The organism is Ochrobactrum sp. PL_is483 (assembly GCF_055816855.1).
Genome location: NZ_JBVPGS010000036.1, coordinates 196,198 through 221,693 on the forward strand (window position 1 = coordinate 196,198; position 25,496 = coordinate 221,693).

Genomic DNA, 25,496 nt, shown 5'->3' on the forward strand with positions numbered 1-25,496 from the left:
TCTCAATCGGATTGCGATTTCCTGATGGAAATAGCCGATCTTCCTGATATATCGGTGCCGTCACTTTCCGAAGAAAGTCCAGAATTCGTGCGTGATCGTTCGCCGGAAGCCGGAAACGAAAATGCTTTAGCCAGGGTCTCCGCCGACTGATGCTTCTCTACCTGCGCTCAATCTTGTTCAATGCGGCGTTTTATATCTGCACAATCGTTCAGATGATCGTCTATACGCCCTTTTATTTCCTGTTGCCCCGCAAGAAGGCCTGGATCGTGCCGAAGCTGTGGGCGCGGGTCAATCTCTGGCTCCAGAAGCATATTGCCGGAACCAACTGTGTGGTCGAGGGATTGGAGAACATTCCTGAAGGCGCTTATATCTGCGCGCCAAAGCACCAGTCGGCCTGGGATACCTACGCTTTCCTGCCCTATCTCGATGATCCCGTGCTGATCCTGAAACGGGAATTGATGCTCATTCCGCTTTTCGGCTGGTATATTGCCAAGATGAAGATGATCCCGGTGGATCGCGGGTCCCGTGTCAAGGCGCTGCACTCCATCACCAAGGGAGCGGAAAGGGCGATTGCGGACGGTCGCCAGATTCTCATTTATCCCGAGGGAACGCGCCGGGCGCCGGGCGCTCCGCCGCAGTACAAATATGGCATTGTCCATCTCTATGAAGCGCTCAATCTGCCGGTGGTGCCAATAGCACATAATGCAGGCCTTTACTGGCCGCGCCGCAAGTTTCTGCGTTATCCGGGAACCATTCGCGCTCGTATTCTGCCGCCCATTCCGCCGGGCCTGCCGAAAGAGGAATTCCTCAAGCGGCTGATCGAAACGACCGAGACGGCTTGCGATGAATTTCTGGTCGCGGCCAGCCGCGATCCCAACCCGCCCCCGATGCCGCCGACCGCCGTTCAAAGACTGAACGAGCTCGGTGCCTAACCCTCACAGCATGTTAACGGCCTGATCACGTTCAATTGCATTGCGAGAACGACAATTCACCGCGTTTTCTTCAACTTTCGTTTTTCTTGCACACAATCTTGAAACCCGTTATCAGGGCCCGACACGAAAGGACACATCATGAATATTGATGCCATCTCCATCGGCTCCAATCCTCCTGAAGACGTCAACGTCATCATTGAAGTGCCTGTCGGCGGCCAGCCGATCAAGTACGAGATGGACAAGAAGGCCGGCGCCCTCATTGTCGACCGCTTTCTCTACACGCCAATGACCTATCCGGGCAATTACGGCTTCGTGCCGCATACGCTTTCGGAAGATGGCGACCCGATCGACGTTCTCGTCTGCAACACCCGTCCGCTGGTTCCCGGCTGCGTGATCAACGTGCGCCCGATCGGCGTTCTGGTCATGGAAGACAATTCCGGCAAGGACGAGAAGATCATCGCCGTTCCGTCGCCGCACCTGACGCGCCGCTACGAAAAGATTCACGACTATACCGATATGCCGGAGATCACTCTGAAGCAGATCGCGCACTTCTTCGAACACTACAAGGATCTGGAACCCGGCAAGTGGGTCAAGATCGGCGACTGGGGCGATGAAGATTACGCTCGCAAGTTCATCGTCGAAGCTATCGAACGCGCCAAGGGCAAGTAAGCGATAGCTATCCGCTCTATTGAAAACAAAAGCGCCCGGCAATGTCCGGGCGCTTTTGTTTTAAGGCTTGCTTATGATGCGCTTACAGGAAAAGCGGCAGCAGCGTCGTCCACATGAACTGGCGGATGAAGAAGATAATCAAAAGCAGGATGATCGGCGAAATATCGATGCCGCCGAGATTGGGCAGAAGATTGCGGATCGGGCGCAGGACAGGCTCTGTCACCTTGTAGAGAAACTCGCCAATCGACGCCACGAAACGGTTGCCGGAATTGACGACATTGAACGCATAGAGCCATGAGAAGATGGCACTCGCAATAATGATATAGGTGTAGATATCGAGCGCCAAATCAATGGTGCGGAACAATGCGATCATGGAGGCCTCCTTGCCAATTGGCCGAGATGTAGCGGTTGCATCGGTCAAGAACAAGGGCTGAGCATTGGAGCGCAGGAATTTTGAGAAGCGTTCTGTCTGCTTCCAGCCGCTTAAATAATCGAATTCTGGTTGATATTGCGGTGAATGAGATCGTTGACATGCTCCAGCCAGTGATCGCGTACCCGCATATTGCGCAGATGCTGAAGCGTGTTGACGACATAATCCACATTGGCGCCTGAATCACCTCGAGCGGACGCGACGATTGCCGCCGCGTTCTCGGCTGACAGCGATCCGGCATATTGGATGTGGCGGCGGTCCGCGACATAGGTGACCGCATCGACACTGCGCCCGTCGGCAAGACGCAGACGGAGATGCTTCTCGTGATAAACGTGGTTCGACATTTCACGTTCGCGCAGATAGGTCATGACTTCGCCGGTCATGTCGCCGGGCACGCGAAAAGCGATACCGAGGCAGGAGCCGCCGGCGTCCAGCCCGAGGACCAGTCCCGGTTGATCGGGAGTTCCGCGATGAACATGCGAATAGATGCATAGACTGCGCCTATAGCCGTAAAGGCGCGCGCGTACGGTCTCCACATGCGCAAAACCCGGTCGCCACATCAGCGATCCATAACCGAAAACCCAGAAATCGTTCATTCGCCTGTCATTGAAAGCTGTGGTCATGAGGGTATCCATATTGTTTAGTGAACGCCGATTTCCACCGGTAATCAACGGATATCCTTTGTTTTTTCTTCTTCGCCACTTCAAAAGGCACATTCCTGCCATAATATGGCCAACAGTCGGGAGGAGCAAAATAGGGCGGGTTTGGGTATCGATCTCAACCCTGCGGCGAGGCTCTTCGAAACAACTGTTTGATTCATGCAAGGCTTTTGAAATGGCGCATAGTGGAATGAACGCACCAAAGGCCAGAAAGCGTCCCATCGCGCTCATCGTCATTCTGGTCGTCCTGATCGCCGGCTATACGGCGGGGTGGTTCTATATCGCAAACAGGCTTGAGGCGCGCGCCAGGGCCGACATGGCCAAGCTTGCCGCCCAAGGCGTGGGCGTGAAATGCGAAGACCTGCGCATGGGCGGTTATCCGCTGCGCGTCAATGTCATTTGTGACAGCATTTCCTGGCAGCGCCCTTCCGAAGGCATGTCGTTTCGTGCCGGGCGGTTCACGTCCGGGTCGCCGGTCTATGCTCCGCGTTCTCTGTCAAATGACCTGACGGGACCTGCCTTCATCGAATTTCCGGGGCTGGAGCCGCTTGAGGTCAATTGGAGCAGGTTTACTTCCAACACCCGGCTGGCGCGTCCATTCCCGACCGAAATCGAACTGGCTGCGCGTGAGGTCACGGTTGGCCTTCGCACCGAAACCACGAAGACGGAGCCTCTCAGCACGCTCGAGCAGATGGATTTCCGCATGAGCGAGGCGGATGGCGCCTTGAAGATCAATGGACGCTTTGCTGGATTGAAGCTTGCCAAGGCGGCGATTGGCAATACCGCCAGTCCTGAAATTGACGGTGTGGCCGATATTGACGTATCCGATGCGGCCACGCTGCTCGCGAGGAGCGATACGCCTTTTCACCAGCGGTTGCGCGGCCATTCCGGCACGGTCAATCAGGCGTTCCTGTCCATGCCCAATGGAGCCATGGTTTCTGTTGCGGGACCGTTTTCGGTCGATGCGGACGGGCTGATCGAAGCCGATGTCAAGCTTACGCTGGTCAATCCGCAATCACTGGCGCAGGCGGGACAGACAGCATTCCCCGAACAGGGCGGCAATATCGCGACGGTTCTGTTTGCTCTCTCGGCCATGCCCAAGGACGAAAACGGCAATCCCGTGATGGAGATCGCCGTGCGCAAGGGCAAGGTCAGTGCCGGATTTATTCCTCTCGGAAGGTTGCCGGCGCTTTAAGGGAATAAGGGAGTAAGGCAGTAGGGCAGTATGTGCCGCCCTATGTGCGCGTCGCGGCCTGACGTCCGAAATCCGGTGCATCCACTTCCTGACCCGCATCGATGATGCCGCGCCGCACGGCGCGCGTGCGCGTGAAAAGGTCGAACAGCGCTTCACCGTCGCCCCAGCGGATCGAGCGCTGCAGCGAGGCAAGGTCTTCCGAAAAGCGCCCGAGCATTTCGAGGATGGCATCCTTGTTGTGCAGGCATACGTCGCGCCACATCGTCGGGTCGGATGCGGCCAGACGCGTGAAATCACGGAAACCGGAAGCGGAATATTTGATGACTTCCGACTTCGTCACCTGTTCCAGATCGCTGGCCGTGCCGACAATGTTGTAGGCGATGATGTGCGGCAGATGCGAGACGATGGCCAGCACCAGGTCATGGTGCTGCGGGTCCATGCGATCAAGCCGCGAGCCGCAGGCGATCCAGAAGTCGCTCAGCTTTTCCAGTGCCGCTTCATCCGTGTCGGGCAGCGGCGTCAGGATGCACCAACGATTGGTGAAGAGCTCTGCGAAGCCCGCGTCCGGACCGGAATATTCCGTGCCTGCCAGCGGGTGGCCGGGAATGAAATGCACGTTGCCGGGCAGTTCCGGCTGCATCTGCGCAATCACGGAAGCCTTGGTGGAGCCAACGTCGGTGACGATGGCGCCGGGTTTGAGATTTGCCGCGATCTGGCGCGCGACAGTGCCTGACGAGCCGACCGGCACAGACACGATGACGAGATCGGCATCCTTGACGGCCTCGGCGCTGTCCGTGGTGTAGCTGTCGCCAAGCCCCAGTTCTTCGGCGCGCTTCAGTGTTTCGCTGCTGCGCGTGGCGATGGCGATGTGATTGGCAAGCTTCTCACGCCGAATGACGCGCGCCAGCGAGGAACCGATAAGGCCGATGCCGACCAGGGCGATCTTGTTGAAATGGACCGTGGACATTGTTCTACTTCAAAAATTCGGTCAGGGCGGCGACGACGCCACGATTGGCTTCTTCCGGTCCAACCGTCATGCGCAATGCATTGGGGAAGCCGTAACCGCCGACGCGACGCAGGATATAACCACGTCTGGAAAGCCATTCGTCGGCCTTGTCCGCCGAATGCACGGCATCATCGGGGAAATGGATCAGCAGGAAATTCGTGACCGAAGGCGTTACCCGCAGTCCAAGCTTGGTGAATTCCTCGGTCAGCCAGCCAAGCCATTTGTCATTGTAGGTAATCGATTTCTCGACATGGGCGCGATCGCGGATCGCGGCCGCACCGGCGGCAATGGCGGCAGAATTCATGTTGAATGGCCCGCGGATGCGATTGACGGCATCGATGACGTGCAAGGGCGCATACATCCAGCCGATGCGCAGGCCCGGCAGCCCATGGATTTTCGAGAAGGTGCGTGTCATGACCACGTTCTCGTTGGAAGAAACGAGCTCGAGGCCGGATTCATAGTCGTTGCGGCGTACATATTCGGCATAGGCCGCATCGAGAACCAGAAGCACGTGCTTGGGCAATCCGGCATGAAGGCGACGGACCTCCTCGAAAGGCAGATAGGTGCCCGTCGGATTGGCCGGATTGGCGATGAAGACGATCTTGGTGCGCGGCGAGAGGCCAGCCAGAATGGCGTCCACATCGATACGCTCGTTCTTTTCCTTGACCGTGACCGGCGTTGCGCCAGTGCCGAGCGTCTGGATCTTGTAGACGGCAAAACCATGCTCGGTGATGATGGTTTCGTCGCCTGGAGCAAGATAGGTCTGGCAGATCAGGCCGAGCAGCTCATCGGAGCCGTTGCCGCACAGGATATTCGCTACGTTGAGCGCCTGTGTTTCGGCAATTGCCTGACGCAGCGCGAGCGCCTGCCCGTCGGGATAAAGCTCCAGCCTTTCGCCCGCGTGTCGATAGGCGTCGATAGCATGCGGGCTCGGACCGATCGGCGTTTCGTTGGAGGAGAGCTTATAGACCTTGGCAACGCCTTCCACATGTTCCTTGCCGGGTACGTAGGCTGCGATGTCGAGCAGGCCTGCCTTGGGCTGGGGACGGGTAAGGTTCTGCGTATCGGTCATGATTTTGGCTCCGCCAAAAGGTCGATGTTGAAGGTATGATGGGGCATATCCCGCCATTGCGTCCAAGTCGAGAAAAACCTTGTCCGGTGACAGGTATGGATCGCCGCAACTGTACGTTTTTGCGGGCGTTGATGCGTAAATGTGCTAGTTTTTATGCTCCGGTGTGTACGGTCGCGCCGAGACTTTGCGTAATCCCCCGACAGGTGTTCCCTGCGGTGCGAGAACCGGAACGAAGACACGGCGCGACGAGCGCTGGGCGACAGGCAGTCCCTGATAGAGCCGCTTCTGCGCTTCCACCACAAGAACGCCTGAAAAGACCGGCCACAATCGCCGTCCCATGCCTTCCAGCGCAAGGCAGGGCCGCATCATCCAACGGCGCGTGGCGGGCGGAAAATGCAGGGCATCACTCACCGTGCTGACGGTGAAATTCGCCTCGCGCAACAAGGTGGTGAGCTGGGTGCGGCTGTAAGGGCGCCCGCTGCCGAAAGGCGTATGTTCGAAGCGCGCCCACAGGCCGCGCCGGTTCGGCACCACGATGACAAGCCGCCCATTGGGGGCGAGGACGCGCCACATCTCTTTCAGCGTTTCCGTCGGGTTTTCCGCGTATTCCAGAGCGTGCACCATCAGTACGCGATCGATCGAGGAATCGGGCAGCGGCAATTCCTCATCGAAAACGAGGGCCGTTGCCGTTTTTTCAGCCGAAGGCCAGGCGACGGCTCCCTGGCCTGCCGGCATGAAGGCGAAAGTGCGTTCGGTATCGGCGCTGAACCGGTCGAGATAGGGCAGGCTGTAGCCCATGCCGACGAGCCGTTCTCCCGGCACATGACCCCACAGCCCGGCCAATGCCATACGGATCGCGCGCTCTGCGAGATGGCCGAGGGTCGTGTCGTAAAATGATCGCAGTTCGATGATGTCCGGATGCATGGATGCCACGCTATATGAATTCTCGACGCTGGGAAATGGAGAAGCCGGAGCATCTTCATGTGATGGGGTGCAATTTCTTCAAACCATGCTATAGAGCGTGCCTTTCCGGCACCTTTGACGGGGCCGAAGTCTGCGCGAAAGCGAACGATCAGGAGAAGCAGCAGATGCCCGAAGTCGGTGGCAAGTCAATCGAAGTGCTCTTTAGCCCGGACGAGATTGCCGATCGCAATCTCGATCTCGCCAAGGCCATTGCCGAACGCAAGTTCCACAATCTGCTGACGATTTCGATCCTGAAAGGCTCCTTCATTTTTGCGGCCGATCTTATCCGCGCCATGCATGATGCCGGTGTGGAGCCCGATGTGGAATTCATTACGGTTTCGAGCTATGGCAAGGGGACGACCAGCACGGAAGTTCGCCTGCTGCGTGATATCGACAGCGATGTGCGCGACCGTGATGTGCTGCTGATCGACGATATTCTGGAATCTGGCAAGACATTGAAATTCGTGCGCGAACTCATGCTGGAGCGTGGCGCGCGCAGTGTTTCCATCGCTGTTCTTCTCGACAAGAGTGTGCGCCGCAAGGTCGATCTTGATGCCGATTTCGTGGCTTTCGAATGCCCGGACTATTTCGTCGTCGGATATGGCATGGATGTCGGACACGCCTTCCGCCAGCTGCCTTATGTTGGCCGGGTGATGGAGTAACCCCGTCCGGCGTCTGTGATATCAGATCAATCGAATTTCAGCAGGCGCTGCAGATATTCCTTTTCCATCTGCGGCGTCAGCGCATTGCCGAGCTTGCGGCGGATTTCGTCGAGAATTTCCCGCGCACGCTGAATATCGATCTCGCCCGGAATTTTGACGTCGTCGTTAATACTCTCCCCGGTACCCTGCTGACGGCCAAGCGGATCACGGCCCTTGCTGCCGTTGGCTCCGCTTTGCCCCTGGCCTTGCTGGCCCATGGCCTGCTGCATTTTCTGCATCATGTCGCGCCCGCCGCGCCGCAGCGCATCGAGCGCATTGCCCTGCTGATCGCTTGCTTCCGCGCCTTCGCTGCGGCCGAGCGCATCCGTGGCATTGCCCATTGATCTTCCGGCGTCCGAAAAATCCTTGCCGGGTTCCAGCCCCATGCCCTTCAGATCGTCCATCAGCTTCTGCAAATCGGATTGGAGGTCCTTCTGCTGCTGTTGCAGCTTGCGCATGGCTTCCGCCATATCAGGCGGAACATCGCCCTTTCCGCTCTGGCCTTGTTCGTTCTGGCCCTTTCCGCTCTCGGATTCACCGCCCATCGAGCCGTCATCGCCGGGGAACATGTTGTCGCCGAATTCGCCTTCGCCATCGCTGCCGCCGAACTGGCGCTGCATCTTCTGATCGAGATCGAAGGTCTCGTTCATGGTCTGCTGCTGGCGTCGCATCAGCTCGCCGAGCTTGTTCATCTGCTGCTGCATCTGGCCTTGTTGGCCCTGCTGACCTTGTCCCTGACCCTGCTGTGCCTGTCCCATCTGCAGATTGTCCATCAGGCTCTGCAATTGCGACAACAATTGTTCGGCCTGATCCCGCGAGCCCTGCCGTGCCAGATTCTCGATCTGGTCCATCATGCGCTGCAGGTCCTTTTCGGTCAGCATCCGTGCATTGGGGTCAGGGGCGGCGCGGCGTGCGTTCGGATTTTGCTGCTGGCGCTGCGCAAATTCCCGCAGGAAATCCTGCATGGCCTTGCGCAGTTCGGCGGTCAGCTTCTCGATTTCTTCTTGCGAAGCCCCGTTCTGAAGAGCGTTTTTCAGCGCCTCCTGGGCCTGTCGCAGGCGCCTCTCGGCGGCGGAAAGATTGCCATTTTCGATGCCGAGAGCGACCTGCCACATATAGTCAGCCGCATCGCGCAGGGCATCATCGCTGTTGGCCAGACGAAGGCGGGTGCGGATCGTCACCAGTCCCAGATAATGGGCGGCATTCTTGATGGTTTCTTCCGGACGTAGCGTAATTGCCGACAGCATGTCGAGCACATGCTCACGTTGCGTCGCATCAAGCGCGAGAATCCGGCGCTGCTCCGCGATGGCGCGAGCGAGCGGGTTGCTGAAAGGCCGTTCTGGCAAGGTAATGACCTTGGTTTCACTGCGGCCCGTTTGTCCTGCGGCATCGGTCACAACCAGCGTGAGTGCAACCTTTTCGCCTGCCCATGGATGTTCGGTCAGGTCCTTTGACGTCGTGGCGTCACTCACACCGCGGCGCGGCAGCGCCAGCGACAATTCCGGCGCATCGTAAAGCGGTGCGGCTTCCTCGTCATCGTCATCGTTGAGCGGAATAATCTCACCTTCGGCCTTTATCGGCGCATAGTCGTCATCGATCTGGTAGGCGAGCTGCAAAGTGCCATTCAGCGCGTGCCCCGGTTCTTTCGTGAAGCGGATTGCCGGCGGATTATCCGGCGTGACAGAAAACTTCCAGCGGGCATCGGTGCCGGAAAGCGCCAGAGTTTCATCCCGCTGCAAATCGTAGCGGAAATTGCGGCTTCCATCGACGAGAGCCTGTTCCGCAGGTTGTTTCTGGTCTTCCTCGGCATTTATCGGCTGCACGTCACGGCGCTCGCCCTTCGCATCGGTGGCAGTCAGGCGTTCAGAACCGCCGCCGATCACACGGACCGAGAGAATGCTGCCTTGCGGTACGTTGATTGGGGCCTGCTCACGATCATCCGTGACGGTCAGGAAGACCGGCGCGCGCCCGGTATAGCGCGGCGGCGTCACCCATGCATCAATGCGCGCAACGGCTGTGCCATCGCCGGGGCGGATGTGAAACGCATCGGCAATGCGCCCGCTGTTGGGGCTGAGGCTGTAGGCAAAGGCGGTTACGAAAAGCAGGGCAACCAGCGCGCGAATGCCGAACGGGTCATGTTCGGGAACGCGGGTATAGGGCAGACCGGATTGCAGATTTTTCAACCGGTCCGCCATGCGGCGCTGGTGTTCCCGCCACAGGGCGACAGCGAACGGATCGTGTTCTCCGGTTGCCATATGGCCTGTCTGGACGGCAAGCGGTTCGTGAACAAGGCCGTTGATCGCTTCGATGCGACCTGTAACGTCACTTTCCGTCGGGGAGCGAAACCGAAACGGCAGGCAGAGCGCAATGAGACCGGCAAGGCCGAACAGCGCCAGCACGCCGATATGCAGCCATCGCGGCATCATGCCGAACAGGCCGAACCAGCTCAGGCTGGCAAACAGGCCGACAAGAAGAATCAGCGGCAGGATAAGAGGCCAGAAACGTTCGAAGCCGATAGAGAGACATGCACGCAGACGCAAACGGCGCAGGGCGGCACCTTCCCCGGAAAAGAGCCGCAGGACAGCATCCCGCGGGGCGCGCGACCTGTCTTTCCTGTCGTTGCTACGATCCGTCATCTGGGCTTTCTGGCGTGTATCGCGTTTTCATCTTGCAACAGGATAACACGCATCATGGCAAAGGCGAGGCTTTGCCATGATAATTGTACGGGTGGAATTTATAACCACTCCGGCACGGAATCGAGCGCCAGCAATTCCTCATAGGTGCGGCGCGGCCGAACCACATGATAGCGGTCGCCATCGACCAGCACTTCGGGGATGAGCAGGCGACTGTTATAGGTACTGGAGAGCACGGCCCCATAAGCGCCGGTAGTGCAAACGGCGATCAGGTCGCCCGGAGCAGGCTTTGCCACTTCCCGGTCGAGCCCCAGATAATCGCCTGTCTCGCAGACCGGGCCGACGAAATCGGCACGGATACGCGGGGCGTCATCCTTCGGCAGAACGACCGGCTTGATGTCGTGGAAGGCATCGTAAAGCGTCGGGCGGATGAGATCGTTCATCGCTGCGTCTACGATGACGAAATTCTTGGCGTCGCCCTCCTTCACGAAGATCACTTCCGTCACCAGAAGTCCGGCATTGCCAACAATCAGGCGACCCGGTTCGAACACGGTCTTGAGGCCCAGCGGCTTGATATGCTTGGCGACGATTTCAGCATAGGCAACGGGCAGGGGCGGCGGCGTATTGTCGGTACGGTAAGGAATGCCGAGACCGCCGCCAACATCGACGTGGCGGATATTGTGGCCGTCGGCCTGCAATTCCTTGACCAGTTGCGCCATCAGGGCAAACGCGTTGTCGAACGGTTCCAGGTCGATGATCTGGCTGCCGATATGCATGTCGATGCCGACCACATCGAGGCCGGGCAGGCTTGCCGCACGAGCATAGGCTTCGCGCGCCTTGACGCGCGGAATGCCGAACTTGTTTTCGGATTTGCCGGTTGAAATCTTGGCATGGGTCTTCGCGTCCACATCGGGATTGATGCGCAGCGATACGGATGCGACCTTGCCTGCCTTCACGGCACGGGCTGAAAGGATTTCCAGTTCCGGCTCGGATTCGACGTTGAAGCAGTAGATGCCTGCTTCCAGTGCAAAATCCATTTCGTGCGGGGTCTTGCCGACGCCGGAAAAGAGGATCTTGTTGGCCGGAATGCCCGCAGCAAGCGCCCGGCGAATCTCGCCTTCCGAAACGGTGTCTGCACCGGCGCCAAGCTTTGCCAGCGTTTTCAGCACGGCCAGGTTGGAATTGGCCTTCAACGCGTAGGTCACCAGCGTTTCCATGCCAGCGAAGGCTTCGCTGAACACGCGGAAATGGCGCTCAATGGTCGCGCGGGAATAGACGTAAAAAGGCGTGCCGACGGCCTGTGCGATTTCAGGCAGGCTGACATTTTCGGCGTGAAGGACGCCGTTGCGATATTCGAAATGGTTCACGGAAAAGGTCCTGCAGCAGAAACTTACAACAGCTTGTCGAGGATGATCGGCTTGTCTTCCTTCGGCTTAGGCTTGGTGTGACCTTGTTCGTCCGTCACGACGGCGGATGGCGGCAGCTCCAGCGGGCCTTTGCGACCGCAAGCAGCGAGCGTGGCCGCGAGCGCGGCGATCAGAAGCACGGAAGAAATGGCGGAGCGGCCTGTCATCAGCTTTGGTTCCCGGAATATGTGTGTACGCTAGGTCTAGCGCATAATATCTGAAAGTGAAATCACCCCTTTGCGAGATGATTCCACATGACATCATGTTAATTGGCCATCAGGCTTTTACGATGCGCTTCTTCCAGTAACGAATCTGGCGGCGCACTTCCTGCGGGGCGGTGCCGCCGAAGGACTGGCGGCTCTTCACTGATTTTTCGACCGTCAGATAGCCGAAGATGGCATCTGTGATGCCTGGATGGATCGACTGCAATTCCTCAAGCGAAAGCTTTGCCAGATCGATCTTGCGGCTTTCTGCCAGAGCGACGGCGCGACCTGTAACATGGTGGGCCTCGCGGAAGGGAAGTCCCAGTTCACGCACCAGCCAGTCGGCAAGGTCGGTCGCGGTCGAATAACCGGAGCCTGCGGCCTTTTTCATCGCGGCCACATTGATCGTCAGGTCACGCACCATGCCAGCCATGGCTGCAATGGCGAGTTCCAGATTTTCGGCCGCGTCGAAGACCTGTTCCTTGTCTTCCTGCATGTCCTTGGAATAGGCGAGCGGCAGGCCCTTCATGATGGTCAGAAGTGCAACCAGCGAGCCGTTGATGCGGCCAGTCTTGGCGCGAACCAGCTCGGCGGCGTCCGGGTTCTTCTTCTGCGGCATGATCGACGAGCCGGTGGAGAAAGCATCGGAAAGCCGCACGAAGTTGAATTGCGGCGTCGACCAGATGACGATCTCTTCGGCAAGGCGTGAGAGGTGTCCGGCGCAGATGGCGGCAAGCGACAGGAATTCCAGCGCATAGTCGCGGTCGGAAACGCTGTCGAGCGAATTGCGGGTTGGTTCGCGGAAGCCGAGCGCCTTTGCCGTCATGTGACGGTCGATCGGGAAGCCGGTGCCTGCAAGGGCAGCAGCGCCCAAAGGCGATTCGTCCATGCGCTTGATGGCGTCACGCACGCGGGACAGATCGCGGCCAAACATTTCCACATAGGCCATGCAATGGTGGCCGAATGTGACGGGCTGAGCGGTCTGAAGATGGGTAAAGCCCGGCATCACGGTTGCCGCATGTTCTTCGGCGCGCTCAAGGAAAGCTTCGATCAGGTTCTTGAGGGCGGCTGCGGTCTTTTCCAGTTCCTGCTTGACCCAGAGACGGAAATCGACAGCCACCTGATCGTTGCGCGAGCGGGCGGTGTGCAAGCGTCCGGCGGAAGGGCCGATCAGATCGGCCAGCCGCGCCTCGATATTCATGTGAATGTCTTCGAGCTTGCGCGAGAAGGTGAACTTGCCGTCCTCGATTTCTTTCAGGATGGTTTTGAGGCCGTCCTCGATTTTTCTGTGGTCTTCCGCCGCAATAATGCCCGTCTTTGCCAGCATGGCTGCATGGGCAAGCGAACCCTGAATATCCTGCGCATAGAGCTTGCGGTCGAAACCGATCGATGCATTGATCTCTTCCATGATCGCATCGGGCCCTGAGGCAAAACGGCCGCCCCACATCTGGTTGCTTGATTTTTGTTCGCTCATGCTCATATGCCCCGAGTGACGAATTGGCGGAATATTGGAAAGAAGTGACGCGATATGGCAGAAGACAACGAAAAGGCGAATTCCGAACAGCATACGAAATCGGGAAATCGCAAGATCGTCCTTCTTGCCGCCCTTGCCGGTGTCATTGCCGGTATCGTGGCGGTATACGTGATGGAGCGGCCTTCTGGCAATGTGGTAGCGGCTAATGTTTCTGCCGAAAATGACGAAGCGTCTGCCCAATGCGCCCTGAAAGCCGATGCGCTGAAGGCTCTGGATGCGGCGGCAACCGGAAGTGTGGCTGCGATGCGCGCCGCCGAAAAGCCGATTTCCGTCGCGCATATCGCCTTCACAGGCCCGGACGGCAAGCAGATGACGCTTGCCGATTACAAAGGCAAAACGCTGCTCGTCAATCTTTGGGCGACATGGTGCGCGCCCTGCCGCGAGGAAATGCCAGCCCTCGATAAGCTGGAAGCTGAAAAGGGCGGGGCCGATTTCAAGGTCGTCGCGATTAATATCGATACCGGCTCTGACGACAAGCCCAAGGGGTTTCTAAGCGAGATCGGCATCAAGAATTTGACGTTGCACCGCGATGCCTCAATGGCGAGCTTTAACGAGCTGAAGCGCAAGAATCTGGCTTTTGGCCTTCCGGTGACGCTGTTGGTCGACAAGAATGGCTGCCAGATTGCGTCCATGAACGGCCCCGCGCAATGGGACGGCGCTGACGCTATAAAGCTGATCGAGGCCGCGAAATCGCTTTAGACAGTAAATCCGGCGCGTTTCAACCGCGCGATGGCAAGATCGAGTGCGGATAGAAAAGCTGAGCGATCTTTAGGTGAAAATGGTGCGGGGCCGCCGGTGATTTCTCCGGCGGAACGCAAACTATCCATCAGATTGCGCGTGGCAAGCGTATTACCAATGGTGCTTTGTGTGTGCACACGCCCATTGGGTGCGATCACCGAGGCACCTTTTTCGAGTGAGCGGCTGGCCAAAGGAATGTCGGCAGTAACCACAATGACGCCGGGACGGGCATTCTCCGCGATCCAGTCGTCGGCGGCATCGAGCTTGTCCGATACGATAACCCGTTCCACACGCTCTGCATCCCGCGGAATGGCAATGAAACTGTTGGCCACCAGCATGACTGGCAGATTGTGCCGTTCTGCGACGCGATAGATTTCAGCTTTCACCGGGCAGGCGTCGGCATCGACGAGAATGCGGATTGTTTCGGATTCACTGTTCATGCCGCTTCATAAAATGCGGGCAGCTGTTTGGCAAATTCAACGCTGCGATCAGTATTATGCGATAGGCGTTCGTTGCAAACCGGTATAAGGCGAGCCGCGAAAGTGAGAGTTCCGCCATGGCCGCCCGTTTCTTCCCCATCATGTTTGTCCTGCTTTGGGCCACAGGGTTCATCGGCGCGGGGCTTTCCATGCCTTATGCGGAACCGTTCACTTTCATGGCGGTGCGTTTTTCCATCGCAGCCGCCATCATGACGCTTTGGGCGCTGGCAAGCCGGAGCATCTGGCCGAAAGGCAATGTGCTGCTTCATGCGGCGATTGCCGGCTGTCTCATCCACGGCGTTTATCTGTCCGCCTTGTTCTGGGCCGTTCACCACGGCCTGCCTGCCGGAATGTCCGGCCTTGTTGCCGGTCTTCAGCCGATGCTGACCACGCTGATCGCGGCTATTCTGCTCAGAGAACGGGCGAGCGGAGGCCAGTGGGCCGGGCTGCTGATCGGCTTTTGCGGTGTCGCCATGGTGGTGTGGCCGAAATTTTCGGCGGGCAGCGGTGTCGACCCGAAAAGCCTTGCGGCGGCTTTCGTGGCTGTGGTGGCTATCAGCACCGGCACTGTCTGGCAGAAGCGGTTCGGCACGGCTGGCGATCTCAAGGCGGGAACGGCGGTGCAATATATTGCCGCCGCCACTTTGACCGCTCTCTGCGCCTTCGCCTTCGAAACACGCGTGATGATCTGGTCGCCATCGCTGATCTTTGCGCTTGTCTGGCTGACGCTTGCCATTTCCATCGGCGCCATTCTGGCGCTTCTCGTCATGATCCGCGAAGGTGCCATGTCGAAAGTCGCATCGCTGTTTTATCTGGTCCCGGGAACGGCTGCGATCATGGCCTATCTGATTTTCGGCGAGACACTGTCGGCCATCCAGATTGCAGGCATGGTGGTGACGACGCTTGGCGTCGCGCTGACGACGTTGCGTCGGGCATGATCGCGAAAACTTAAGAGTTGAGTTCTGGCTGCTGTTCGCGCTTGCGGAAAATCATGATGGCGGCGTTTATTTCCGCACCGATGATGAAAATTGCCGACAGCATGTAGAGGAAAACGATTGCCACCATGATCGAGGCCAGACCTGCATAGGTTGTCACATAAGTGGCGAAGGTTTCGAGATATTTGGCAAAAGCCATCGCGGCAGCAAGCCAGGCGATGAGCGTGAGCAAAATACCGGGCAGAATGTCACCCAGACTGCGGCGTCCGGCAGGAAGCCAGATATGCACCATGAACAGTGCCAGAACCAGAACCGCCACGGCCACCGTATAGCGCCAGAAGGAAATCGTGCCCGTGAACGGCGCTACATCGGGAAACCATTGTTCGGCAAGCCGCACGGCAAGCGGGGCCAGAACCAGCAGAAAGCTGATCGCCATCAGGCTCAGCGTGCCGACGAGAACGAAGCCCAGGCTCTGCAGGCGGCAGAAAATGATTGAGCGCTGGTCGGTGACGCGATAGGCGCGGTTGAGCGCGATCCGCAGCGCTTCGACACCGTTGGAAGCAAAATAGGCGGCCGCGATGACGCTGAGGGTCAGAAGTCCGCTACGCTGCACGGTCAGCACGTTCATCACCTCATTGGCGATGGGGGCCGCGATGTTCGATGGCCACATATCGAAAATGACATGCACCGCCGTATCGGCGAATTCCTTCGTGCCGAGAAAACTCGCAAGCGTTGTGGCGAAGATCAGGAACGGAAACAGTGCCATCAGGCCGGAAAGCGCGATATGGCTGGCGAAAGCCCATCCGTCGTCCGAACTGAAATGACCGATGACGTCGTAGGTAATCTGACGGAGAAAACGTTTGATTTTTCGCATCCGCAGATCTGTCTCCGAAGCATTGGCCTGTGTTTCAAGGCCTTAAATCTAGCATCGGTCTGCGGATTGCAAGGGCAGACCCCGTTTTAAACCGCTTCCGAATCAAGCAAGCTTGGCGAAACGGCAGTGGGAAACAGATAGATGACCTTGGCAAAAACCGGTCAGGAGCGACAGCGCAGTATCATCATCACCGGCTGCTCCTCCGGTATTGGCGCCTATTGTGCCGAAGCGCTTCACGGTCGGGGCTGGCGTGTATTTGCAACCGCCCGCAAGGATGCGGATATTGCGGCGCTCAGGGCAAAGGGAATTGAGGCGCATTATCTCGACTATACGGAGCCCCAGTCGATTGCTGCTCTTGCCGATGAAGTGTTGCGTCAGACTGACGGCAAGCTCGATGCCTTGTTCAACAATGGCGCTTATGCCCAGCCGGGCGCGATAGAGGACTTGCCGGTCGAAGCCTTGCGCCAGCAGTTCGAGGCCAATTTCTTTGGCTGGCATGATCTCACCCGGCGCGTGGTTCCGGTCATGCGCCGACAAGGTCATGGGCGGATCGTGCACTGCTCGTCGATCCTGGGGCTGGTGCCGATGAAATGGCGCGGGGCTTATGTGGCGTCCAAATTCGCGCTTGAAGGGCTGATGCTTGCGCAGCGCATGGAGCTGGAAGGTTCCGGTGTCGATGTGTCGCTGATTGAGCCCGGTCCGATTGCCTCGCGTTTTACCTATAATGCTGCGAGCCACGCCAAGGCCAATATCGATATGGAAGCGTCGGTTCATCGCGAACTTTATCAGCGCCAGATGGCGAAACTGGAAAGCGGCGGCACAAAATCCAAGAACAAGCTTGGACCGGAAGCCGTCTATGCTGTACTGCTTCATGCATTGGAGGCGCCGCGTCCTCGTCCGCATTATGTGGTGACGAGACCGGCGAAACTTGGGTCACTGGCGCGGCGCCTGATGCCTGCGCGCTGGCTCTACCGGATGCTGTCCGACCAGTCATGAGGTCAGGAACAGTGCGCATGGGAAGGAAGTAAAATGGACGTTCTGTTCAAGGGCGCGGCAATGGTGGCCATGTTTGCCGTGGCTGTCGTTCTGATTATCGGCCTGCGCAACATGATGCGTGGCGGTGACGGCAATTTTTCCAACAAGATGATGCAGCTACGCGTTTTCCTGCAGTTCATCGCCGTGCTCCTGATCGTTGGGGCGATCTATTACGCGCGTGTGAAAAACGGTCAGTAGGTATGGTCAAGCTCAACAAGATCTATACCCGCACAGGCGACAAGGGTACGACCGGACTTGCCAGCGGGCCGCGGCGGCTGAAGTCGGACCTGCGTGTCGAAGCCTATGGCACGGTGGACGAAACCAATGCCTGCATTGGCATGGCGCGTCTTCACACTGGCGGCGACGATAATCCCCATGCGCTGATCGATGCGATGCTGGGCCGTATCCAGAACGATCTTTTCGACCTGGGAGCCGATCTTTCCACGCCGGATGACGGCAAGCCGCTCGCTTACGAACCGCTGCGCATCGTCGCATCGCAGGTCGCGCGTGTGGAAGCCGATATCGACCTCCTCAATGCCGATTTGCAGCCGCTGCGCTCGTTCATTCTTCCCGGCGGTTCGCCTGCATCGGCAGCGCTGCATCTTGCGCGCACGGTTTCACGTCGGGCCGAGCGGCTGATGGTTGCGCTTGCCCGCGTCGAGGGGGAGGTGGTTTCGGCGGAGGCCCTGCAATATATCAACCGTCTTTCCGATTTCCTGTTCGTGGCATCGCGAACCGTCAACGATAATGGCGCGCAGGACGTGCTCTGGGTGCCCGGCGCCAACCGCTGATCAGACACCGCGTCTGTTGCCCCAGATCAGCACGTGAAGCTGGGGCAGGACATGCGCTTCGTACCAGCCATCCGCAATCACATTTTCCACCAGCCATTCCATCCGCCGCATGATACCGTCGATGTCGATTGCGGCATCATGCGCTTCGGGCGGCGGCGGGGTGTGATTGCCGGGCTGGAGATAGACCGGCAATCGCGTGTGTCGACTGGCTACGTCTTTGGCGAAGGCATAGTCCTCATCATCGAAGATGACGAATTTCAGCACTGTTCGCGGTGCTGTACCTGCAACCTCGACACAAGCCGCCAGCGCATCGAAATCAGTGCTCATGCCGCTTGAGGGCGGCTTCGGACTCAGTACCAGCGTATCGAGCGCGGAGAACCAGCACTGTGCAACCGAGCCTTGGGTTTCAAGCGCGAAACGATAGCCCTCGGCTTTGCCATGCTCGATCAACGGTCCCAGGGGCTGAATGGCCGGATTGCCACCGGAAAGTGACACCGTTAGCGGCTTGTTTTGGGAAAGTGCCGTCACTTCATCCCAAATTGCCTCGACGCTCATCGGTTTCCATTCGCGGCGAAAGCGGCTTTCGACGGCATGCAGACTGTCGCACCAGGAGCAGCGGTAATCGCAGCCCCCGGTTCGCACGAAAACCGTCGGTTCACCGATCAGCACGCCTTCGCCCTGGATCGTGGGCCCGAAAATTTCCGCGATTCGTATGTGTGTCACGGTCTGTACTCGGCCCATGTCTTGGGCGTTTCACTGACCCGCACGGCGGAAATTTCCGGCCAGCGTGCATGGCACCAATCGAAAAAATGCCGTGCCAGTGTTTCAGCCGTGCTTTGGTTGTGGCCCAGAACATCATTGAGATGGCGATGGTCAAAACAATCATCGATATAGCGCTTGAACGGCGCCAGCTCATGATAATCACGGACAAAACCGTGCTGGTTCAGGTCGGGCGCGGAAAGCTCGACTTCCACGATATAGTTGTGGCCGTGCAGCCGGGCGCATTGATGATCGGCTGGCAGGCCGGTCAGCTGATGCGAGGCGGAAAAGTGAAATTCCTTGGTGATACGAAACATCAGACGTTTCTCCGTGCTACGGTATCGCGCCAGAAATCCGGATCCTCATAGAGCGTCGGGTCTTCGATGCCGGCAAGATGGAAAGCCTCGCGCCGTTCGACACAGGTGCCGCAGCGTCCGCAATGATGTTCGCCGCCCTTGTAGCAGGACCACGTCGCCGCAAAGGGCGTGCCATATTTTGCGCCGTCGATAACGATGTCGGCTTTCGATGCATGCACATAGGGCGCGAGCAGCTTTATGTCCGCATAGCCGTCCAGTGCGTGGTTCTGCATGGTCTGGAAGGCATCGATAAATCCGGGGCGGCAGTCAGGATAGATGAAGTGGTCGCCGCCATGGACGGCAAGTGCTACCGCTTCGGCCTTTTGCGCCGCCGCGACGCCGAAGGCGATTGCCAGCATGATCGCATTGCGGTTCGGGACGACGGTGATCTTCATCGTTTCTTCGGCATAGTGTCCGTCAGGCACTTCGACATCGTCGGTAAGGGCCGATCCGGTCAGGCTTGCGCCGATATTGGTGATATCGATGATCTGGTGGGGGACGCCCAGCCTTTCGGCACAGGTTTTGGCCGAATCCAGTTCCTTTTTATGACGCTGGCCATAGTCGAAGGAGAGCAGGGCGGTGAGCTGATGTTCGGTTGCTATTCTGTAAGCAAGCGAAACGGAATCGAGTCCGCCGGAGCAGACGACGAGCGTTTTCATAAGTCAGGGTTCCTTGTTTTGACCGGGTAGGCTGCGACCGGATTGCGGAGCGTTACCTAAAGCATGGCGCGCTGCTTGTAAACGACATGAAAATGGGAGGTGTCGGGTTGCGCAGTTTCGGAATGATGTCCTGTCAGAATAAATTGATTTTAATCGATATAGCGGCTCATGCCTGATTGACGTGCACGTCAACCGTCTTTAGGTTTCGTGCCGGTTCCCGGCGGATAGGCAGCGCATTTGCGTCATCATCCAAGTTGCGCCGGTGCCGCTTTCATGTCGGATTTTGACATGCGGGTGGGAGTTCACGGCGGCATAGTCGTGCTGCAAGAGTCATTGAAGAGGTAATCGCGGATGAAAGTCCTTGTCGCAGTGAAACGGGTTGTCGATTACAACGTTAAGATCCGTGTAAAGGGAGACGGTTCGGGGGTTGAGCTTTCGAACGTGAAGATGTCGATGAACCCTTTTGACGAGATCGCGGTTGAAGAGGCGATCCGTCTGAAAGAAGCGGGCAAGGTGACGGAAATCGTCGCGGTTTCGGTTGGCCCGGCACAGGCGCAGGAAACGCTGCGCACCGCACTTGCCATGGGCGCGGATCGCGCGATCCTGGTCAAGACCGACGAGACGGTCGAGCCGCTCGGCGTCGCCAAGGTTTTGAAGGGCGTGGTCGAGGCGGAAAAGCCGGATCTCGTCTTCCTCGGCAAGCAGGCCATCGATGACGATTCCAACCAGACCGGCCAGATGCTGTCGGCATTGCTTGGCTGGAGCCAGGCGACGTTTGCTTCCAAGGTGGAGCTTGCCGACGGTTCGGCCAAGGTGACGCGTGAAGTCGATGGCGGTCTCCAGACCATCGACGTGAAGCTTCCGGCGATCGTCACGGTTGATCTGCGTTTGAACCAGCCGCGCTATGCGTCGCTGCCAAACATCATGAAGGCCAAGAAGAAGCCGCTCGATGAAAAGTCGCCTGCCGATTTCGGCGCTGATATTGCACCGCGTTTGAAGGTTCTAAAGACCGAAGAGCCGGGCGGCCGCAAGGCTGGCGTGAAGGTCGGTTCCGTCGCAGAACTGGTCGAGAAGCTGAAGGCTGACGGCGTACTTTAAAGAAATCGGAAGGGACAAGACAAATGGCTATTCTTCTTATTGCCGAACATGACAATGCAACCCTTTCCGACCAGACGGCCAAGGCGCTGACGGCAGCGGCCCAGATCGGCGGCGATGTCGATATTCTGGTGGCTGGCAAGGGTGCAAAGGCTGCTGCCGATGCGGCGGCAAAGCTCAAAGGCGTGCGCAAGGTTCTGCTGGCCGAAAGCGATGCGCTGCAAAACCAGCTGGCGGAGCCGATGGCAGCGCTGATCGTGGAACAGGCTGGCAATTACGACACGATCATCGCCCCGGCGACAACCTCGGCCAAGAACATCCTGCCGCGCGTGGCAGCGCTTCTCGATGTGATGCAGCTGTCGGAAATCATGGAAGTGGTGTCGGCTGACACGTTCAAGCGTCCGATCTATGCGGGTAATGCGATCCAGACGGTGCAGTCCACGGATGCCAAGAAGGTGATCACGGTACGCACGGCTTCCTTCTCCGCAACAGGCGAAGGCGGTTCGGCTGCGGTTGAAAGCGTCAATGCAGCTGCCGATCCGGCACTGTCGAGCTTCGTTGGCAATGCGCTCTCGGATTCGGATCGTCCGGAACTGACTTCGGCCAAGATCATCATCTCCGGTGGTCGTGCACTCGGTTCGGCCGAAAAGTTCCAGGAAGTGATCCTGCCGGTTGCCGACAAGCTGGGTGCTGCGGTCGGCGCAAGCCGTGCGGCCGTTGATGCGGGCTATGCACCCAACGACTGGCAGGTTGGCCAGACGGGCAAGGTGGTTGCACCGGACCTTTACATCGCTGTCGGCATCTCGGGTGCGATCCAGCATCTGGCCGGCATGAAGGACAGCCGCGTCATCGTCGCCATCAACAAGGACGAGGAAGCGCCGATCTTCCAGGTCGCCGATTACGGCCTCGTCGGCGATCTCTTTACCGTGCTGCCGGAACTGCAAAAAGCGCTTTGATCGATCAGAACGCGGCGGGCAGGTCCCGCCGCTTTCTATTTTGGGGCCCTCATAGACGGAAGCGCTGTTTTTGCCTTTCCGTGAATGAGGGCTGTATCTGTCTCGGACAGAATTGGTATACTCAAGCATTTCCAGCAAAAGTGCGAAGCGGTTTTGCGTTGGATAATGCGTGGAGACAGAGCATTTCCAGCAAAAGTGCGAAGCGGTTTTGCGTTGGATAATGCGCAAAAACAAAAGTTAGAGCATATGCTCTCGGCGTCGGCTCCGTTGCGGGGCGGCTGAATGAAGGAGTTGTGATCGTGGCAATCAAGACGGTAGGGGTGGTCGGCGCGGGGCAGATGGGCAGCGGGATTGCTCACGTATGCGCGCTGGCCGGGTTCGATGTTCTTCTTCACGATGCGGCAGCGGACCGGCTGGAAAAGGGCATTGCCACCATCAATGGCAACATGGCGCGCCAGGTTGCGTCGGGCAAATTGCTGGAAGATCAGCGCGCAGCCGCGATGAAGCTCATTCGTCCGGCAAATTCCATGGAGGATCTGGCAGGCGTCGATCTGGCTATCGAAGCAGCAACCGAAGACGAAACCGTCAAGCGCAAGATTTTCGCGCAGCTTTGTTCGGTTCTGAACCCGGAAGCGATCCTTGCGACCAATACGTCATCGATCTCGATCACGCGCCTTGCATCCACAACGGATCGCCCGGAGCGTTTCATCGGTATTCATTTCATGAACCCTGTTCCGGTGATGAAGCTTGTCGAACTGGTGCGCGGCATTGCAACGGACGAGGAAACCTTCCGCAAGTCGAACGATTTCGTGACCGCGCTTGGCAAGACGATAACCGTTGCCGAGGATTTTCCGGCCTTTATCGTCAACCGTATCCTGTTGCCGATGATCAACGAGGCCATCTACACGCTTTATGAAGGCGTTGGCAGCGTCGAGGCCATCGATACGGCCATGAAGCTTGGCGCCAATCATCCGATGGGGCCGTTGCAGCTTGCCGACTTCATTGGTCTGGATACCTGTCTCTCCATCATGCAGGTTCTGCACGACGGGCTGGCGGATTCCAAGTATCGCCCATGCCCGCTTCTGGTCAAATATGTCGAAGCTGGCTGGCTGGGTCGCAAGGCGGGCCGAGGCTTTTACGATTATCGCGGCGAGCATCCGGTTCCGACGCGGTAAGTCGCTCCTTCTTCTGCGCATGAAAGGCCGGATCGAACCGGCCTTTTTCAATTGTGGCGACAATTCGCGGGCTGTGGAAAAGCTTGAACATCCTTACCATTAACTTACCCTTAACCATATGAGTTCAGGGCTTATTCATCTTTGATTGTTAAAGTTTTCATTAAGATGTTCGGAAATGAAAAACGTTTTATCGTCCCGGTTGGACGAGCATGACGGGCATCCATTCCGAATAGCGTGTTTTTGACGAAGGTTAAGACGATGAGCATTCTTGTTCAGCTGCGTGACAGCGTTAATGTCATCCGTGAGTTCGTCGCACCGAGCTATAGGCCCGAGCGCCATTATATGCGCGGACCAGGTCCTGCTTGCGCTGCGCGTACGCACCATTGATATGAGTGCCTGAGCTTCCGTTTGCCCGGCGAGCGGATCGGCATTGAAAAAGTAAAGCCAGAACGGTTGTCCGCTCTGGCTTTTGTTTTTGGTCCTCACGGGGGAGGTGGATTATTCCAGACCTTCGAACAATGCTGTTGAAAGATAGCGTTCGGCAAAGGATGGAATGATGATGACAATGTTCTTGCCGGCATTTTCGGGACGCTTGCCGATTTCGACAGCGGCGGTCAGTGCAGCGCCGGAAGAAATGCCGACCGGAATGCCTTCAATGCGGGCAAGCAGGCGCGCATTGGCAAAAGCATCTTCGTTGGAAACCTGAACGATTTCGTCATAGACGCCGGTATCGAGAGTCTTGGGGGCAAAGCCTGCGCCGATGCCCTGAATCTTGTGCGGACCGGGTGTGCCGCCGGAGAGAACGGGTGAATCTTTCGGCTCCACCGCGATTACCTTGAAAGACGGCTTGCGCCCCTTGATGACCTGCCCCACACCGGTGATCGTTCCGCCGGTGCCAATGCCGGAGATCAGGATATCGGCTTCGCCATTGGTGTCGTTCCAGATTTCTTCAGCCGTCGTCAGGCGATGAATTTCAGGATTGGCGGGATTTTCGAACTGTTGCGGGATGATCGCGTTCGGGTTGCCTTCGGCAATGGCTTCCGCCTCTGCGATGGCGCCCTTCATGCCCTTTGCTCCTTCGGTCAGCACCAGTTCGGCGCCAAGAAGCTTGAGGAGTTTGCGGCGCTCTACCGACATGGTTTCCGGCATGGTGAGGATGAGGCGATAGCCCTTGGCCGCAGCGGCAAAGGCAAGCGCGATGCCGGTATTGCCGGAAGTGGGTTCAACGAAAACCGTCTTGCCCGGCACGGCCCTGCCGTCGCGTTCAAGCGCTTCGATCAGCGCCAGGCCGATGCGGTCCTTCACGCTGGCCAGAGGGTTGAAGAACTCCAGCTTGGCCAGAAGGTTCGCTTTCACGCCCTTTTCCTCGGCAAACTTGTCGATGCGCACCAGAGGCGTATTGCCGATCGTGTCGAGAATGGAATCGTAAATGCGGCCACGGCCTGCGGTTTTGCCAGCTTGCGGTTCGCTCAGGGGCTTGTTCATGGCGTGATCTCCCTTTTTGTCACGCGAAGTTTAAGAGGAAACTGCGCAAAAGCATAGTTGGGCATGTGCGCTTGATAAGGCAAGTTTGGAAATTTATTCTGTATAACTGTGAAAATTAGGAGTAAATTCCATCGTAATTGAAAGGACGCGTATTAGCCTTGAATGAAGCTCGATTGATCCGCGTCAATGCGCCCGGACAGGCAGGCGCGCATCATCGGACATCAGGCAACAGGAGAGTACGCATGTACACGAACATATTGATCGCGACAGATGGATCGGAACTTGCCGAAAAAGGTGTAGATCAGGGCGTGGCGCTGGCGAAGGAAACAGGAGCGAAGGTGACCTTCGTCTCCGTGACCGAGCTGTTGCCTTCCTATGGCATTGTCGTTGCAGCCGAATGGGCGTCCAGCCCGGCGGCGTTTCAGGAATATCGTGAGGCTATCACCAAGGCGGCCACGGAAATCCTGACGAAGGCCAAAGCCAAGGCAACGGAGATCGGTGTCAGCGCTGAAGCGGTTCATATCGAGAATCAATCACCGGCGCAGGGCATTGTGGAGGCGGCCAATGCCAGGAATGCCGATCTGATCGTCATTGCATCGCATGGCCGTCGCGGTGTGAACAAGCTGCTACTGGGAAGTCAGGCGGCGGAGGTCCTGTCGCTCAGCACGGTGCCGGTCTTGGTCATCAAGTAATCGAAGGCATTTCTATCGGGCATCTTCCGGCATTGCAGCGATTTCGCGGAAGCGCGAAACAACG

28 protein-coding genes are annotated in these 25,496 nt (G+C 57.9%); 13 read left to right on the plus strand and 15 right to left on the minus strand.

The features are described 5' to 3' along the window. Nucleotides 1–149 precede the first annotated feature (149 nt). Nucleotides 150–932, plus strand: coding sequence for a lysophospholipid acyltransferase family protein (locus AC0TNJ_RS12630; protein WP_473771334.1), 783 nt, complete (start codon nt 150–152; stop codon nt 930–932). Nucleotides 933–1,070: 138 nt separating this feature from the next. Then, the gene (gene ppa / locus AC0TNJ_RS12635; RefSeq protein WP_010657539.1) at nt 1,071–1,601 is read left to right on the plus strand and encodes an inorganic diphosphatase; all 531 of its coding nucleotides are present in this window, start codon (nt 1,071–1,073) and stop codon (nt 1,599–1,601) included. An 82-nt stretch (nt 1,602–1,683) separates the two neighbouring features. Here the strand turns inward: ppa and AC0TNJ_RS12640 are convergent, their stop codons facing one another. After that, the gene (locus AC0TNJ_RS12640; protein WP_006467933.1) at nt 1,684–1,974 is read right to left on the minus strand and encodes a YggT family protein; all 291 of its coding nucleotides are present in this window, start codon (nt 1,972–1,974) and stop codon (nt 1,684–1,686) included. Nucleotides 1,975–2,084: 110 nt separating this feature from the next. Further along, nucleotides 2,085–2,654, minus strand: coding sequence for a gamma-glutamylcyclotransferase (locus AC0TNJ_RS12645; protein ID WP_122000004.1), 570 nt, complete (start codon nt 2,652–2,654; stop codon nt 2,085–2,087). 211 nt (nt 2,655–2,865) lie between these two features. Here AC0TNJ_RS12645 and AC0TNJ_RS12650 point away from each other — a divergent pair, with 211 nt between their 5' ends. Beyond that, the gene (locus AC0TNJ_RS12650; RefSeq protein ID WP_473767985.1) at nt 2,866–3,885 is read left to right on the plus strand and encodes a DUF2125 domain-containing protein; all 1,020 of its coding nucleotides are present in this window, start codon (nt 2,866–2,868) and stop codon (nt 3,883–3,885) included. Between the two features lie 40 nt (nt 3,886–3,925). Here AC0TNJ_RS12650 and AC0TNJ_RS12655 read toward each other — a convergent pair whose 3' ends face one another. The 3 genes from AC0TNJ_RS12655 to AC0TNJ_RS12665 form a co-directional block, all read right to left on the minus strand. Beyond that, nucleotides 3,926–4,852 carry a prephenate/arogenate dehydrogenase family protein gene (locus AC0TNJ_RS12655; protein ID WP_121999951.1) on the minus strand — a complete coding sequence of 309 codons (927 nt, stop codon included), beginning with the start codon at nt 4,850–4,852 and terminating at the stop codon, nt 3,926–3,928. A gap of 4 nt (nt 4,853–4,856) precedes the next feature. Continuing rightward, nucleotides 4,857–5,963 (minus strand): histidinol-phosphate transaminase, encoded by a 1,107-nt coding sequence (gene hisC / locus AC0TNJ_RS12660; protein WP_473771335.1) that lies wholly within the window; start codon nt 5,961–5,963, stop codon nt 4,857–4,859. Between the two features lie 144 nt (nt 5,964–6,107). Beyond that, on the minus strand, nt 6,108–6,887 hold the full coding sequence (locus AC0TNJ_RS12665) for a class I SAM-dependent methyltransferase (RefSeq protein WP_473771404.1): 780 nt from the start codon (nt 6,885–6,887) through the stop codon (nt 6,108–6,110). Between the two features lie 164 nt (nt 6,888–7,051). Between AC0TNJ_RS12665 and hpt the strand changes: the two genes are divergently transcribed. Further along, nucleotides 7,052–7,588: a hypoxanthine phosphoribosyltransferase gene (gene hpt, locus AC0TNJ_RS12670; RefSeq protein WP_122000005.1), complete on the plus strand. Its 537-nt coding sequence runs from the start codon at nt 7,052–7,054 to the stop codon at nt 7,586–7,588. 26 nt (nt 7,589–7,614) lie between these two features. Here the strand turns inward: hpt and AC0TNJ_RS12675 are convergent, their stop codons facing one another. From AC0TNJ_RS12675 to argH, 4 genes are all read right to left on the minus strand, one after another. Beyond that, nucleotides 7,615–10,263: a TIGR02302 family protein gene (locus AC0TNJ_RS12675; protein ID WP_473771336.1), complete on the minus strand. Its 2,649-nt coding sequence runs from the start codon at nt 10,261–10,263 to the stop codon at nt 7,615–7,617. 98 nt (nt 10,264–10,361) lie between these two features. Next, on the minus strand, nt 10,362–11,627 hold the full coding sequence (gene lysA, locus AC0TNJ_RS12680; RefSeq protein ID WP_473771337.1) for a diaminopimelate decarboxylase: 1,266 nt from the start codon (nt 11,625–11,627) through the stop codon (nt 10,362–10,364). Nucleotides 11,628–11,650: 23 nt separating this feature from the next. Continuing rightward, on the minus strand, nt 11,651–11,833 hold the full coding sequence (gene lptM / locus AC0TNJ_RS12685) for an LPS translocon maturation chaperone LptM (protein ID WP_121999956.1): 183 nt from the start codon (nt 11,831–11,833) through the stop codon (nt 11,651–11,653). 109 nt (nt 11,834–11,942) lie between these two features. Then, nucleotides 11,943–13,343 carry an argininosuccinate lyase gene (argH, locus tag AC0TNJ_RS12690; protein ID WP_473771338.1) on the minus strand — a complete coding sequence of 467 codons (1,401 nt, stop codon included), beginning with the start codon at nt 13,341–13,343 and terminating at the stop codon, nt 11,943–11,945. Nucleotides 13,344–13,397: 54 nt separating this feature from the next. On the opposite strand from argH, the gene tlpA reads away from it, so the two are divergent. After that, the gene (gene tlpA, locus AC0TNJ_RS12695) at nt 13,398–14,102 is read left to right on the plus strand and encodes a thiol:disulfide interchange protein TlpA (RefSeq protein WP_473771339.1); all 705 of its coding nucleotides are present in this window, start codon (nt 13,398–13,400) and stop codon (nt 14,100–14,102) included. Here tlpA and AC0TNJ_RS12700 read toward each other — a convergent pair. Further along, a complete protein-coding gene (locus tag AC0TNJ_RS12700; protein ID WP_473771340.1) occupies nt 14,099–14,581 on the minus strand; it encodes a YaiI/YqxD family protein in 483 nt (160 codons plus the stop codon). The two genes, tlpA and AC0TNJ_RS12700, sit on opposite strands and share 4 nt — an antisense overlap. A 116-nt stretch (nt 14,582–14,697) precedes the next feature. Between AC0TNJ_RS12700 and AC0TNJ_RS12705 the strand changes: the two genes are divergently transcribed. Beyond that, nucleotides 14,698–15,558 carry a DMT family transporter gene (locus AC0TNJ_RS12705; protein WP_473771341.1) on the plus strand — a complete coding sequence of 287 codons (861 nt, stop codon included), beginning with the start codon at nt 14,698–14,700 and terminating at the stop codon, nt 15,556–15,558. Nucleotides 15,559–15,568: 10 nt separating this feature from the next. Here AC0TNJ_RS12705 and AC0TNJ_RS12710 read toward each other — a convergent pair whose 3' ends face one another. Further along, nucleotides 15,569–16,429, minus strand: coding sequence for a YihY/virulence factor BrkB family protein (locus AC0TNJ_RS12710; protein ID WP_121999961.1), 861 nt, complete (start codon nt 16,427–16,429; stop codon nt 15,569–15,571). Nucleotides 16,430–16,570: 141 nt separating this feature from the next. Here AC0TNJ_RS12710 and AC0TNJ_RS12715 point away from each other — a divergent pair, with 141 nt between their 5' ends. From AC0TNJ_RS12715 to AC0TNJ_RS12725, 3 genes are read left to right on the plus strand one after another with little or no spacing between them, the layout of a single operon-like run. After that, a complete protein-coding gene (locus tag AC0TNJ_RS12715) occupies nt 16,571–17,425 on the plus strand; it encodes an SDR family oxidoreductase (RefSeq protein WP_473771342.1) in 855 nt (284 codons plus the stop codon). Nucleotides 17,426–17,458: 33 nt separating this feature from the next. Beyond that, nucleotides 17,459–17,662 carry a twin transmembrane helix small protein gene (locus AC0TNJ_RS12720; RefSeq protein ID WP_104754986.1) on the plus strand — a complete coding sequence of 68 codons (204 nt, stop codon included), beginning with the start codon at nt 17,459–17,461 and terminating at the stop codon, nt 17,660–17,662. A gap of 2 nt (nt 17,663–17,664) precedes the next feature. Beyond that, entirely contained in the window at nt 17,665–18,255 is a 591-nt protein-coding gene (locus tag AC0TNJ_RS12725; protein ID WP_121999963.1) for a cob(I)yrinic acid a,c-diamide adenosyltransferase, read from the plus strand. On the opposite strand, the gene queE is transcribed toward AC0TNJ_RS12725, so the two are convergent. From queE to queC, 3 genes are read right to left on the minus strand one after another with little or no spacing between them, the layout of a single operon-like run. Beyond that, a complete protein-coding gene (queE, locus tag AC0TNJ_RS12730; protein WP_473771343.1) occupies nt 18,256–18,996 on the minus strand; it encodes a 7-carboxy-7-deazaguanine synthase QueE in 741 nt (246 codons plus the stop codon). Further along, nucleotides 18,975–19,331 (minus strand): 6-carboxytetrahydropterin synthase QueD, encoded by a 357-nt coding sequence (gene queD, locus AC0TNJ_RS12735; protein WP_473767972.1) that lies wholly within the window; start codon nt 19,329–19,331, stop codon nt 18,975–18,977. Before queD ends, queE begins: the two co-directional genes overlap by 22 nt. Beyond that, nucleotides 19,331–20,029, minus strand: coding sequence for a 7-cyano-7-deazaguanine synthase QueC (queC, locus tag AC0TNJ_RS12740; protein WP_473771344.1), 699 nt, complete (start codon nt 20,027–20,029; stop codon nt 19,331–19,333). The genes queD and queC overlap by 1 nt, the downstream gene beginning before the upstream one ends. A gap of 351 nt (nt 20,030–20,380) precedes the next feature. Here queC and AC0TNJ_RS12745 point away from each other — a divergent pair, with 351 nt between their 5' ends. From AC0TNJ_RS12745 to AC0TNJ_RS12755, 3 genes are all read left to right on the plus strand, one after another. Further along, a complete protein-coding gene (locus tag AC0TNJ_RS12745) occupies nt 20,381–21,127 on the plus strand; it encodes an electron transfer flavoprotein subunit beta/FixA family protein (protein ID WP_121999967.1) in 747 nt (248 codons plus the stop codon). 23 nt (nt 21,128–21,150) lie between these two features. Then, nucleotides 21,151–22,080, plus strand: a complete 930-nt coding sequence (locus AC0TNJ_RS12750; protein WP_121999968.1) for an electron transfer flavoprotein subunit alpha/FixB family protein — start codon at nt 21,151–21,153, stop codon at nt 22,078–22,080. A 299-nt stretch (nt 22,081–22,379) separates the two neighbouring features. Next, nucleotides 22,380–23,255, plus strand: coding sequence for a 3-hydroxybutyryl-CoA dehydrogenase (locus tag AC0TNJ_RS12755; RefSeq protein WP_025092165.1), 876 nt, complete (start codon nt 22,380–22,382; stop codon nt 23,253–23,255). Between the two features lie 498 nt (nt 23,256–23,753). Here the strand turns inward: AC0TNJ_RS12755 and cysK are convergent, their stop codons facing one another. Next, a complete protein-coding gene (cysK, locus tag AC0TNJ_RS12760; RefSeq protein WP_473771345.1) occupies nt 23,754–24,740 on the minus strand; it encodes a cysteine synthase A in 987 nt (328 codons plus the stop codon). Between the two features lie 242 nt (nt 24,741–24,982). Here cysK and AC0TNJ_RS12765 point away from each other — a divergent pair, with 242 nt between their 5' ends. Beyond that, nucleotides 24,983–25,432, plus strand: coding sequence for a universal stress protein (locus AC0TNJ_RS12765; RefSeq protein ID WP_121999971.1), 450 nt, complete (start codon nt 24,983–24,985; stop codon nt 25,430–25,432). Nucleotides 25,433–25,496: the final 64 nt, after the last annotated feature.